This window comes from Legionella shakespearei DSM 23087, assembly GCF_000373765.1.
Taxonomy (GTDB): Bacteria; Pseudomonadota; Gammaproteobacteria; order Legionellales; family Legionellaceae; genus Legionella; species Legionella shakespearei.
Genome location: NZ_KB892393.1, coordinates 49,402 through 61,947, shown reverse-complemented (window position 1 = coordinate 61,947; position 12,546 = coordinate 49,402). Strand labels below are relative to the sequence as shown.

Here is a 12,546-nt window from a genome sequence, read left to right as displayed (position 1 = left end):
ACTCCTTTACCCTGATATTGCGGGGTATAAAACCGAAATGCGGCTTAAGGCCGCATTTCGATCGTCACATCCTATTATCTACCTAATAAAGACAGTACAGATTGTGGCATGCTGTTCGCTTGTGCCAGCATTGCTGTACCAGCTTGTTGCAGGATTTGGTTCTTGGTCAGATTCGCCATTTCAGCAGCGTAGTCAGCATCCTGAATTCGGCTGCGTGCAGCTGACAGGTTGTCTGATACGTTCTGTAAGTTAGCGATTGTAGAATCAAATCGGTTTTGCAAGGCTCCCATGTCAGCACGGTTGGCGTTTACAGTATCCAAAGCAGCGTCAATTCTCTTGATAGCTTCGTTAGCACCATCAATTGTACTGACATCTACTGAATCCACACCAATAGTGTCTCTTGCTATAGCTGCGTTTAAACCCACATCTGCGACAGTACCACCGATGTTAATGGTATTTGTAGCACTGATTTCAAGTTGGCCAAATAAGGGGTTTTCAAAAGTACCAGCAGCAGCACTAATACTTTTTAATGTGCCTTCTACTACAGTGATTGTACGGCCATCTGCAGCTGACAGAGTTAAATCATTACCGTTTAAGCTGGCAATTACTCCCGTTTGTGGTGATACGCCGTTAATTGCGTCACGCAAGGCAGAGGTACTGAGGGCAGTTGACACGTCCTGTCCTGAAAAAATATTTACGTTATTTATTGTCAAATCATAGGTATCACCAGGGTTTCCACCTATTGGTGTAACAAGAGTTTGAGTTCCACTAGTGCTGGCTCTCACAGAAAGACCTGGAACACCCGCATCATTAATTGCAGCTGCTTTAGCGTAAGCAGAATTACCTTCCTGACCATTAAGTGCTCCAGCGAAGCCTGCTGAAGAGTTGATAGTAGTTGCAGTTCCTCCACCGATGGCAATTGTAATATCTGCAGCTACGTTGTTACTTACACTGGTTCCTGTAGCTGTAGCGATACCACCAATTGAAGAGGCTTTAACGCTACCAATACTGAAAGTAATAGTTTGGTTCGCATTAGCACCTACCTGGAAACTTGCATTAGAAAATGAACCATCAAGAATTCTTTGGCCGTTGAACTCAGTATCAGTAGAAATACGGTTTAATTCTTTTTGCAATTGTGATACTTCACTTTGTATGGATGCACGGTCAGAAGAGTTGTTGGTTGAGTTAGCAGCCTGTACTGACAATTCACGCATACGTTGCAGAATGTTAGTAGTTTCCTGCATCGCACCTTCAGCAACCTGTGCCAGTGAAACACCGTCGTTAGCATTTCGTACTGCCATGTTCATACCACGGATTTGAGCAGTCATACGTTGAGAAATTGCCAAACCTGCAGCATCGTCTTTCGCACTGTTAATACGTAAACTGGATGATAATCTTTGTATGGATGTCTGCATCGCATTACTTGAAACTCCCAAATTACGTTGGGCTGTTAGCGACGCCACGTTGGTATTAATTACTTGAGCCATGATTATAGTCTCCTCAGACCTGAATCCCTGGTTTGGGACATTTATCGTTCAGTAAATTCTTTTTTCTTTTGTGAATTCACCGTACCCAACTCTGTTATCGGAAAATCTGGAAAAAACTTTAGCTCTGATAGCATATTTTTTTAAAAAATGGGGAAATTTGCTTAATAAAATGAATGTGTTACATTTTTAGGCATTTTGATTTTAATATTGAGTGAGGGCTGTCTTTCAGGTATATTTAAGATTATTATTTTTTCTGTGTATAATATTGATCGACTTTATATATAGGTTCCTAATTTATGAGCTGGCTTAAAAAACTGTTACCTTCGATTATAAGAACTGAAACCTCGCAAAAAAAAGGGGTTCCAGAAGGTTTGTGGGTTAAATGCCTGGGATGCAATGAGGTTCTTTACAGTACTGAGCTGGCAAAGAATTTTATGGTATGCCCATCCTGTAACTTTCATCATCGTGTGTCTGCGCGCGTCAGGATTGGTCAGTTTCTGGATGAAGCCGGACAAGAAGAAATTGCTTCTGCTCTGGAACCACAGGACCGATTAAAATTCCGCGACTCCAAAAAATATAAAGACAGGATATCGCAGGCACAAAAGGCGACTGGAGAGAAAGAGGCTCTGGTCGTGGTGAAAGGTCATTTAAATCAGCTGCCAGTAGTTGTAAGCTCTTTTGAGTTCAACTTCATGGGTGGTTCCATGGGAGCCACTGTTGGTGAAAAATTTGTTCGGGCTATCAAGGTTGCCACCGAAGAAAAGCGAGCCTACATCTGTTTTACTGCCAGTGGTGGCGCCAGAATGCAGGAAGGTCTTTTTTCTTTAATGCAAATGGCAAAAACCTCTGCCGCTTTGGCCAAGTTTGCTGAAAGCGGGCTGCCTTTTATAGTAGTACTGACTGATCCGACTATGGGTGGGGTTTCCGCCAGCTTTGCAAGCCTGGGTGATGTGATTATCGCCGAGCCGAATGCCTTAATTGGTTTCGCAGGCCCAAGAGTCATTGAGCAAACAGTTAGACAAACTTTGCCTGAAGGTTTCCAGCGTAGTGAGTTCCTGTTGGAGCATGGTCACATTGATATGATAGTTGAGCGTAAGCATCTTCGTTCAACCATTTCTGAGTTAGTATCCAAACTGACTTACAAAGGCGCGGAGAATCCTTTTGTACAAAGTATCGAGTAAATGGAATCTGGACCAATGGTTACATCATTTGGAATCCAGACATACTCAGGAAATACAACTGGAATTGACTCGTGTACTTGAAGTAGCCCGAAACTTGGGGGTTAATACCCCCTCATGTAAAGTAATTACCGTAGCCGGAACCAATGGCAAAGGCTCTACAGTAACAGCACTGGGAACCCTTTATCATCAGGCGGGCTATAAAACTGCCTCTTACACCTCGCCACACCTGATTCGTTTTAATGAACGCATAAAAATTAATTTAACTCCTGTATCAGATGACGAACTGTGCCATTTGTTTTCCACCATCGAGGAGACGCGCGGTGATGTTATTCTTACTTATTTTGAAATGGCTACTTTGGCTGCGCTATTGCATTTTAAACAACAGAAGCCGGATGTGATTATTCTTGAAGTAGGTTTGGGAGGGCGTCTTGATGCTACTAACATAGTTGATGCCGATCTGGCTATTATTACCACTATAGATTTTGATCATCAGGATTATCTGGGTGATACTCTGGAAGCTATTGGTTTTGAAAAGGCCGGGATACTACGGGAAGGAAAGCCCTTTATTTATGCTGATATAAATCCTCCGGCAAGTATTGTTGAGGTAGCAAACAATCTGAACACTTCTGCTTATTATTTTGATAAAGATATCTATGTGAATGATAGAGGGACTTGCTGGGACTTCAAGTTTCTAAAAACACAGTTTGATGAATTACCCAAACCATCCATACAGCTTAAATCGGCATCTGCGGCAATTGCTGCGACAATCCTTCTTGCTAATGAATTGCCGATATCTCAGGAAGACATCAAAAAGGCCATGCAGTCGATTTTTATCCCGGGAAGATTACAGCTGAAGAGGGGAGATATTAATGTGTTATTCGATGTATCTCATAATGCTCAATCAGCCAGACTGCTTGCGCGAACTATTAAAAGCCTTGATGGCAAAAATACTGTTCATGCGGTTTTTTCGGCCTTAAAAGATAAAGATCTTTTTGGGTTAATTTTTCCTTTAAAGGATTGTGTTGACCGATGGTATCCTGCACAATTAGATAATAAACGTGCCTCTGATAAGGAACTGCTCTTGTCAGTTTTCAGAGATGCAGAAACTTGTGTTGAACTTTGTTATAATAGCCCGCTTGCTGCATTTGAAAGCGCAGTAAATCAGGCTAAGAGTGGCGACTTAATTGTTGTTTACGGGTCATTTTTTACGGTTGGTCATGTAATGGCTGCCCATCATAAAATATTGGAGCAGAAGGAGAATCAATGAAACTTGTAATGGATGAAAAACTCAAGCACCGTCTGATCGGCTTGGCCGTAATCATTTCTTTGGGCGCTATTTTCGCCCCCGCGGTGATGAAAAAATCCAACCAGAATCTGGAAAATAATTTAAGCGTCAATGTGAAATTGCCCGCAAAACCACTTCCTCCTGATGTGGTCATGACTGATGAAAAAGAATTATTCAGAACAATTAAAGTAGCTAAGGTAAATATTGCACCAGTATCAGGTGAAAACCAGTTACCAGAGCTTGCAAGGGCAGAGCCTGTCAAATCAGATCTGATCACTGGCGAAAGAGCGGTAGCTGTAGCGCATGAACATGCTGAGATTAAGGCTGCTCCCGTACAGTTGGCATTAAACCAGGCAGCAAAAACTACTGCTAAAAAGGTGCTTACAGTTGCAGCAGCAAAACCGGTAAAACATGCACCTGTTATTGCTGCAAAACAAAAACCTGTTTTGAAGGCTGCCAAAACTGTTGCCAAAGCTCAAATCAAGCCAGCAGTAAAACCTGTTCTTAAAAAGGATATTTATGCCGTACAGTTGGCTTCTTTTTCACAAATATCAAATGCTCAGGCATTGGTTACTCGCCTGCGCGGCAAGGGCTATAAAGCAAATTATATGAAAGCACCAAGCCGTCAGGGCTCTGTTTATAAAGTTTATGTTGGTCACTCTCCAAGCCGAAATGATGTTGTAAAATTAAAAACTCAATTAGCCAGCGCCATGCAGTTGAATGGTTTTGTGGTGAACACCGGAGTTAGTTAATCATGCAATTGCAATGGGTTGATATAGCCATAGTAGCTGTCATTGGATTATCAGTACTTACAGGCTTATTTCGTGGGTTTGTCAAAGAGCTGGTTGCTTTATGCGTCTGGATTTTAGCGATATGGCTGGGAATGAATTATTCCCAAAGCCTTGATCCGTGGTTACAATCCTACGTTCAGGAGCAATCAGCCCGTACCGCAATAGCCTTTGTTATTATCCTTTTTGCTACTTTGTTTGTCGGTGGGGTAATCAATGCCATACTGAGTTTTATATTAAAGCGTGCCGGCTTAAGCGGTACAGACAGAACTTTAGGAATGGGCTTTGGCTTTTTGCGCGGTGTGTTTATTGTGGCTTTGATCATGGTCGCGGTGAAAATGACGTCACTGCCTTATGAAAAATATTCTCAGGAATCCAAACTATATGCCCGCTTTGACCCGGTAGTTTCTTTACTCTATGCGCATTTACCCGAATTTATTAAACAGGTAAAAACCGTAGATAAAAGCGAAAATATTATCGATACAGTAATAGCCTCTGAATAACAAGAAAACAGGAACCTTGATACACCTGCAAAATATATTAGCACAATTTGTAGCCCGGTCTGCTCGCAGCCGGGAATTGTGCCACTTCGATCCCGGCTGTAAGCAGACCGGGCTACGCACTAAATACGGATCTGTGCCGCAACAAAAAATTCCGCTTCCTAACGGTCGCGGCTCGGTTTTCGTGTGTTCGCATTGACTTCATCGTGCACCAGAAACCGAGCCGCGACCGTTAGGAAGCGGAACAGTTTGTAGCCTGTATTAGCGAAGCGTAATACAGGATCATTTCCCGTATTACGGCTATCGCCTAATACGGGCTACGAAATTTGAACAACGGAACAATATTGTCTCAAAATCTACACCATTCTACGACGTGAATCCGGGAAAGGCATAACCCTCGTAGCCATTTCGATACTCCGCCGTCCCGCGGCTTGTCCGCGGGATCCAGGAAACTATGTTCGGAGCGAGATCTCTGGATTCCGCGGACAAGCCGCTGAACGGCGGAATTCCATAGTCATATTAACTTAATTGCAGTGAGCATAATTTTCTGAGGATTGCAGTGAGCATAATCTTCTGAGGGTAGATGCATGACGAGCTATTGATACAAGCGTTGCGCTTTAATATATTCATACACCTCGTGGGGTATATTCCCATCAGTTAGCGTACCTTGCTGCAATTCGTTACGAATCCTTGTAGACGATATTTCATAATTCCCGGCATCAAAAAAATAAATTGCATTTGCTTTGCTGCGTAATAATCGTTCTTTATCTGTAACCTGGCATCGTTCCAATAGTTCTTTAACAGCTACGGGAACAGGAGACTCAGCATACTCATCACGATTGATTACTAATAAATTGGCCAGAGTGAGGATCTTTTTCCAATTATGCCAATAGGGCAAAGAGAGAAATGCATCATATCCCATAATCAGAGTAAGAGAATCCTCTTGATGTTCCGCACGCAGGCTTTCGAGAGTTTCAGACATATAAGAAGGAGTGTCCCTCTCTATTTCACGCAAATCGATGGAAAACGAAGGGTTTCCCTTTATAGCAAGCTCCAGCATCGCAACACGTTGTTCTGGTGTTACGACAGGCTCTTCTTTTAACACAGGCGATTTGCAGGGAATAAACGATAGCTCATCAAAATTAAAGCACGATTGAATGGCTTTGCACGTCTCAATATGGCCATTGTGTACTGGATTAAAGGTTCCGCCAAAAAAGGCTAATCGGCGCATGGCTCCCCCAAATAACTGCCAAGACACAATGACAAAGCTATTTTTTCCAGTGCATGCCACATTTGTCCATTTAAACTGGATTTAATTTGTTGATCAACGATTTGGCAATAAAGGAGTATTTCTTGTAACACGGCGCTATTTAAACGTCTCACAGATGCTTGATACAGATTGAGACGCTGAGGCCATATCTTTAATTGGCTACTGGCCGTTTTAATATCAACATTTTGTTGTATCAGATACGACAACTGTAACAGAGTTCTGGCTTCTTGAGTCAGCATCCATAAAGCAAGAGTTGGTTCCGTCTTATTGTTCACCGCTTGTCTCAGTATTTGAATGGCTTTGTCTGGCTGATTGAGTAAACAGGCATTTGCCAATTCAAAAAGAGAATGGTCACACTGGTCAGACAGGTGTTCCATGGCTTGCTGCGTATTAATTTGGCTCTGCGGAGGGTTACTTAAAGCTATCTTTTCTATTACCTGTGCACACGCCAACATATTACCTTGGGTGTATTGATAAATAAGATCTGTTATCTGCGGCTGAGCATTTAGCTGATTCTTTTTAAACTGACCGGATATCCAGCTTTTCATAGCATCAGCATTTAGTGGGTAGGCAACAACGAGCAATACCTCTTCATGATGAGCTAGCCACATCAATTGCTTGGCTGGAATATTCGGTGCCCGGAGAATAATACAACAACGAGAATTTACTGCTTTAAGATATTCTGACAATACCTTCTTTCCAGTCGCATCCAGGGTTTTCTTGTCATAAATCGTATTCAACAACACTGTTTCAGAAAAGAGGGAATAGCTGTTTGCCTCATCCGTAATGGCATTCCAATCTTCAGCAGATTGCAGCGATATCACTTTTTCATCACAATCACGAGAACTCTTGAGCGAAGATTTGATTATATTTAAAGAATCTTCAATAAGATAATTATCCTGCCCAATTAAAACATAAAGCGGATATGATTTTCTTTGAATATGCTGTGCCAATGCCTGATGTTTAATTTGCATGATCTGCCTTTTTCTCCCTCATTCAGGGACGATTCAGTCTGTTCACGATTTGGATAACTGTATCCTGACGCATTTCACCGATTAAAATATTCTCTTCATTATTCGAACCAAGAATTCTATCATTGTTTACTGTCAATTGACGACTGACCGACACTCTTCGAGGTGGTTTTAGCACTTGCCCTTTTGGTGTTTGCAGAGAGAATTGAGTCACCATAATTAACTGGTATTGACGTGGATTCGTACTCGCACCAATGCTGATGATTTGTTGCCGCACGCTTGAGTCGTGAATGATTAGCCAATACTGGGCACGTGCGGGATCGGGATTTACATCAATCTTATAACCTTCAAGTAAGGATTTTAATTTGCTTACGAGTTCCTTATTGGAATCATCCTTTGAGATGATTGCGACATTATCAAGCCATTCGGGTAAATCATTGATGCCACGCAAATGAAAGCCACATGCAGTTAACAATAAAGGTAATAAAAGGGCTAAGAGTTTATAATGCATAAAGGAATGCTGACGATTCATAATTTGGCACCCATTAAATGTAGCCCGCATTCGCGTCAGCGTCATGCGGGAAACAGACCCTAACCCGCAACCAGATTAATCAATTGGCGGTGGGCAACTACAATAGCCTTTTTAATTGATAAACCAACGAGAAAATCCTTGGCATGTTCTTGAGACATTGCTATGAGTTCATCTTCAGAGGCGTCAACACTGGCTGTAAATTGCGCTCGGAGTTTGCCATTAACCTGAACAACAAAGTCAACTTCATCTGTCTTTAATGCACCTTTATCCACTTTCGGCCAAGGTGCATCAATAATCGCTTTTTCAAATCCTGATTGCTGCCACAAATAATGGCAAATATGAGGCGTGATAGGCGCCAGCAAGCGAAGAAGAATACTCATGCTTGAATGGATGAAGAATTTGTCATCTTCAGTTTCTATTGTATAACCTGATATCTCATTGAATAATTTCATTGCCCCGGAAACAACAGTATTAAACTGATTTCTTTCATAATCATGAGATGCCTGTGCCAGGATCTGGTGGACGACATGGCGGGACTTTTTCAGCCTGCTTTCAGTCTGTTGCCAATCAATAGAAGCATTACCACTTAAAATCATATCATTGATATCAATGAGCAGTTCGAGATGCTGATGAGTGAATGCCCATACACGCTTGAGGAAGCGATGAGCGCCCTCAACGGCGGTATCAGACCATTCCAATGATTGCTCGGGCGGTGCTGCAAACATCACGAATAAACGAGCAGTGTCTGCGCCATAAGTGTCTATAAGATGGTTAGGATCAACAACATTTCCTACAGATTTTGACATTTTATGGCCATCTTTCAGTACCATTCCCTGTGTCAGAAGGGCTTTGAACGGTTCGTCAGAATTAACCAGGCCTTCATCACGCATCAATTTATGGAAGAAGCGTGCATAAAGCAAATGCATTACCGCATGTTCGATTCCACCAATGTATTGATCTACTGGCGTCCAATACTTGGCGCGGTCATCAAGCATGGCATTTTCCTGTCCTTTGCAGGCAAAACGGGCATAATACCAGGATGATTCGATAAAGGTATCAAAGGTATCTGTTTCGCGAGTTGCATCCTGACCACATTTGGGACATGAAACATTCACAAACTCGCTGCATTGGGCGAGCGGTGAGCCAGAACCTGTGAAATTTACATTTTCTGGTAAAGTAACAGGCAGTTCTTCCTCGGGAACTGGAACAACACCACAGTCTTCACAAAGAATCATTGGTATTGGTGTTCCCCAATAGCGTTGTCGAGATACTCCCCAGTCGCGTAAGCGATAATTAATAGTCGCCTTACCTGCGTCACGCTCTTCAAGAAAATGAGTTATGGCTTCAACAGCCTTGCTGGAATGCAATGTGTCGAATTGGCCTGAGTTAATCAGCACACCTTCACCTGTATAGGCAGATTGGCTTAAATCATGTTCCTTACCTTCAGGCTTGATCACTTCTTTGACAGGTAAATGATACTTTTGTGCAAATTCCCAATCACGCTGATCGTGAGCGGGTACTGACATAACTGCACCAGAACCGTATTGCATTAAAACGAAATTAGCCGCCCATACAGGAAGTTCCTCACCAGTAATAGGATGAATTGCTTTCATGCCTGTATCGATACCACGCTTTTCCATGGTCGCGAGTTCAGCTTCAGCCATTTTTGTTCCCTGGCAACTATCGAGAAACTCTTTTACTTCTTTATTATGTAACGCGGCTTCTTTAGCCAAAGGGTGATCTGTGGCTACAGCAAGATAGGTTGCCCCCATTAAGGTGTCAGGGCGCGTAGTATAAATTTTTAAGCGTTTGGAATAATTGGGTACATTGAAAAAGACTTCAGTACCAATAGAGCGTCCTATCCAGTTTCGCTGCATCAGCTTGACTTGAGCAGGCCACTCATCAAGAGTATCTAATGAGTTGAGTAATTCATCTGCATACGAGGTAATTTTGATAAACCATTGGGAAATTTCTTTTCGTTCAACCAAAGCGCCTGAACGCCAGCCACGACCATCAACGACCTGTTCATTCGCGAGCACTGTCTGATCAACAGGATCCCAGTTAACCACCGCATTTTTCTTGTAAACCATGCCTTTTTCAAACAGGCGGATAAAAAACCATTGTTCCCAGCGATAATATTCCGGATCACAGGTTGTTATTTCACGTTTCCAGTCATAAGCATTACCCAAACGTAAAAATTGCTCTTTCATCGCTGCAATATTTTTTTTGGTCCACTCAGCAGGGGGGATTCCATTTTTTATTGCTGCATTTTCAGCAGGTAAACCGAAAGCATCCCAGCCTATAGGCTGTAATACGTTCTTGCCTAAGGAACGTTGATAACGCGCTATTACATCACCCAGGGTGTAATTTCGAACATGACCCATGTGCAAGGTTCCACTTGGGTAAGGGAACATGGACAGGCAATAAAATTTCTCTTTGTTTAAATCTTCAGTAACATTAAACGATTGTTTTTTATGCCAATATTGTTGAGCTTGTTCTTCAACATCTTTGGGATTATAGGTGTTATCCATAGGCTATTTTTTTTAGTGACTGTAAAGCGCTTAGGATACCCCCTCTTGTCGTCGCCAGCAATAGGTTCTACCGACATTTCTGGATTTTCAGGATAAAAAGGCTATTATTTTGTGTTGTTTTAAATCAAACTGGCACAATCTCATCGTAGCCCGGTTGCTTGCAACCGGGACATAAAACAGGTTTTCACCGGTTTGTAGCCCGTATTAGGCGCCAGCCGTAATACGGGTTCGAAGTGGCAGTGAATTCATTCCCGTATTACGGCTGGCGCCTAATACGGGCTACAACCTGACTCTACGATCTATGATCTCCTAAAAAGTGGTATGGTGCCAATTTGATCCCGACTGCAAGCAGACTGGGCTACAAATCCGTGGGGTGTTTGGGTTTCGAACTTCGCAACATGAGAATACCAAACACTATCAACAGGCAAAAAATCATAGTTGGATATTCACTCCAGTATACCCAGGGTGTTGTGCCTTCTGCCGGATATATTTTACTTTCCAGGATTCCCGCACTAAATGGCGGCAGGCTATCAATAATCTCTCCATGCTCATTGATTACCGAAGACAAGCCGTCATTATTTGCCACGACCTGATACCTTCCAGTCAGTAAGGAAACCATTTGCGCCATTTGCAGTTGCTGATAACTCGCCAGCGAACGGCCAAACCAGCCATTATCACTTATAGATACTATCCATTGAGCTGCAGGCATCTGTAATCGTACCAGATTAGGGTAAGCTATTTCATAACAGATGAGGCTGGCAATAGGGTGATTATCAATGGTCATTAATTCCTGATCAGCTTTACCGGGCAAAATATTAGGCTCAGGCAAATTCATCCAGCGGTTTATCGCAACGAAAGGTTGAGGTATGTATTCACCAAAAGGAACCAGACGACGTTTTACATGTTCTCCTGCCGCCAAACCCAGGCTGATGATGGAATTGTAATAAGTGGTTTCACTCTCATTGGTGGGCTGCAATATACCCAGTATAAGAGAACTTTTGGCCTGTCGGGCATGCTGATTTAAATTGTCCAGATATTCTTCAAGGTAATTAGCCGGCAAAGGAATTGCAGATTCAGGTAAGATGATTAATTGTTTGCCGAGCAACTTTTTAGTATTGATTTCATAATATTTTAACAGCTTCCAGAACAATGATTCATCCCATTTGTCACGCATGGAAAGATTACCTTGAATAACGCCTAATGATACAGGTTCAGGACTTACTTTAGTCCAGTGAACGTATTTGCCGGCTGTTGGGAGGAGCATGATAAGGACAAAAGCACCAAGAAAATAAATCCGCCTGAGTGCTTGCTCTCTGACTGCCAAAGCCAGTAAAGCAGCCAGCATGGCACATAATAAACTCAGCCCATAATTCCCAACAATCGGAGCTAGGTATTTTAGTGGCGTATCTATTTGTGATGTACCAATCAATAGCCAGGGAAAACCGGTAAATAAAAATGAGCGAATGTATTCGCTCAGGCACCACAAGGAACCAAACAGAAGAACAGTGAATAATCTGTTGCAATCAACTGATAATCGCTTGAAAGACCAGGATAAAAGAGCAGGGAATAAGGCAAGATAAAAAATGAATGCCAAGGTGGCTATTCCCGCGAGAAAATAATTTAATTGGCCATAATCATGGATACTGATAATAACCCAGGATACGCCAAAGCCGAAATAGCCTAAACCGTAAGTAAAGCCAAGATAAAAAGCCTGACGCAATGATGCGTTCATCAAAACAGAAAATAACAGCGCGAGGCTTATAATAGTCAAGCCAGGCATATGAAACGGGGCAAAACCAAGAGTTCCTGTCAAGCCGGATAAAAACATGAAAATATAAATGAAATAGCCTGATCTGGCAGAGGTATTTAACAGGGCAGGGTTGACTAAGTATGCAGGCTTCATCGACTAATCAATATAGATTAAAGTGTTAAGATAAATGACTACGAGTTAGAGGTCAAGTGCGGTGGTTTATTTTTATAATTACCGTGAAATATTTAATC

General features: G+C 42.3%; 10 protein-coding genes. 4 read left to right on the top strand and 6 right to left on the bottom strand.

Annotation, left to right across the window (positions count from 1 at the left end; genetic code table 11):
* Nucleotides 1-74: 74 nt before the first annotated feature.
* On the bottom strand, nt 75-1,487 hold the full coding sequence (locus B094_RS0105985; protein WP_018576897.1) for a flagellin N-terminal helical domain-containing protein: 1,413 nt from the start codon (nt 1,485-1,487) through the stop codon (nt 75-77).
* 296 nt (nt 1,488-1,783) lie between these two features.
* On the opposite strand from B094_RS0105985, the gene accD reads away from it, so the two are divergent.
* Genes accD through B094_RS0105965 form a run of 4 tightly spaced genes read left to right on the top strand, consistent with a single transcriptional unit; the run spans nt 1,784 to nt 5,244 of the window.
* Complete coding sequence (gene accD, locus B094_RS0105980) at nt 1,784-2,668, top strand: acetyl-CoA carboxylase, carboxyltransferase subunit beta (protein ID WP_018576896.1); 885 nt, start codon at nt 1,784-1,786, stop codon at nt 2,666-2,668.
* Complete coding sequence (folC, locus tag B094_RS0105975) at nt 2,649-3,935, top strand: bifunctional tetrahydrofolate synthase/dihydrofolate synthase (RefSeq protein WP_018576895.1); 1,287 nt, start codon at nt 2,649-2,651, stop codon at nt 3,933-3,935. Before accD ends, folC begins: the two co-directional genes overlap by 20 nt.
* Nucleotides 3,932-4,705, top strand: coding sequence for an SPOR domain-containing protein (locus B094_RS0105970; RefSeq protein ID WP_018576894.1), 774 nt, complete (start codon nt 3,932-3,934; stop codon nt 4,703-4,705). The genes folC and B094_RS0105970 overlap by 4 nt, the downstream gene beginning before the upstream one ends.
* Before the next feature lie 2 nt (nt 4,706-4,707).
* The gene (locus tag B094_RS0105965) at nt 4,708-5,244 is read left to right on the top strand and encodes a CvpA family protein (RefSeq protein WP_018576893.1); all 537 of its coding nucleotides are present in this window, start codon (nt 4,708-4,710) and stop codon (nt 5,242-5,244) included.
* A gap of 592 nt (nt 5,245-5,836) precedes the next feature.
* Here B094_RS0105965 and nadD read toward each other — a convergent pair.
* The 5 genes from nadD to lnt all read right to left on the bottom strand — a co-directional run bounded on the left by nadD (nt 5,837) and on the right by lnt (nt 12,448).
* Complete coding sequence (gene nadD, locus B094_RS0105960) at nt 5,837-6,472, bottom strand: nicotinate-nucleotide adenylyltransferase (RefSeq protein WP_018576892.1); 636 nt, start codon at nt 6,470-6,472, stop codon at nt 5,837-5,839.
* Complete coding sequence (gene holA, locus B094_RS0105955) at nt 6,460-7,485, bottom strand: DNA polymerase III subunit delta (protein WP_018576891.1); 1,026 nt, start codon at nt 7,483-7,485, stop codon at nt 6,460-6,462. Before holA ends, nadD begins: the two co-directional genes overlap by 13 nt.
* Before the next feature lie 22 nt (nt 7,486-7,507).
* Complete coding sequence (locus tag B094_RS0105950) at nt 7,508-7,993, bottom strand: LPS-assembly lipoprotein LptE (RefSeq protein ID WP_237762288.1); 486 nt, start codon at nt 7,991-7,993, stop codon at nt 7,508-7,510.
* 80 nt (nt 7,994-8,073) lie between these two features.
* Nucleotides 8,074-10,545, bottom strand: a complete 2,472-nt coding sequence (gene leuS, locus B094_RS0105945) for a leucine--tRNA ligase (RefSeq protein WP_018576889.1) — start codon at nt 10,543-10,545, stop codon at nt 8,074-8,076.
* Nucleotides 10,546-10,903: 358 nt separating this feature from the next.
* The gene (lnt, locus tag B094_RS0105940; protein ID WP_018576888.1) at nt 10,904-12,448 is read right to left on the bottom strand and encodes an apolipoprotein N-acyltransferase; all 1,545 of its coding nucleotides are present in this window, start codon (nt 12,446-12,448) and stop codon (nt 10,904-10,906) included.
* Nucleotides 12,449-12,546: the final 98 nt, after the last annotated feature.

Excerpts from the sequence above, each read along its gene's own strand:
- holA (WP_018576891.1), bottom strand. The coding sequence starts at position 7,485 with ATGCAAATTAAACATCAGGCATTGGCACAGCATATTCAAAGAAAATCA.
- B094_RS0105970 (WP_018576894.1), top strand. The coding sequence starts at position 3,932 with ATGAAACTTGTAATGGATGAAAAACTCAAGCACCGTCTGATCGGCTTG.
- lnt (WP_018576888.1), bottom strand. The coding sequence starts at position 12,448 with ATGAAGCCTGCATACTTAGTCAACCCTGCCCTGTTAAATACCTCTGCC.
- accD (WP_018576896.1), top strand. The coding sequence starts at position 1,784 with ATGAGCTGGCTTAAAAAACTGTTACCTTCGATTATAAGAACTGAAACC.
- B094_RS0105985 (WP_018576897.1), bottom strand. The coding sequence starts at position 1,487 with ATGGCTCAAGTAATTAATACCAACGTGGCGTCGCTAACAGCCCAACGT.
- leuS (WP_018576889.1), bottom strand. The coding sequence starts at position 10,545 with ATGGATAACACCTATAATCCCAAAGATGTTGAAGAACAAGCTCAACAA.
- B094_RS0105950 (WP_237762288.1), bottom strand. The coding sequence starts at position 7,993 with ATGCATTATAAACTCTTAGCCCTTTTATTACCTTTATTGTTAACTGCA.
- B094_RS0105965 (WP_018576893.1), top strand. The coding sequence starts at position 4,708 with ATGCAATTGCAATGGGTTGATATAGCCATAGTAGCTGTCATTGGATTA.
- nadD (WP_018576892.1), bottom strand. The coding sequence starts at position 6,472 with ATGCGCCGATTAGCCTTTTTTGGCGGAACCTTTAATCCAGTACACAAT.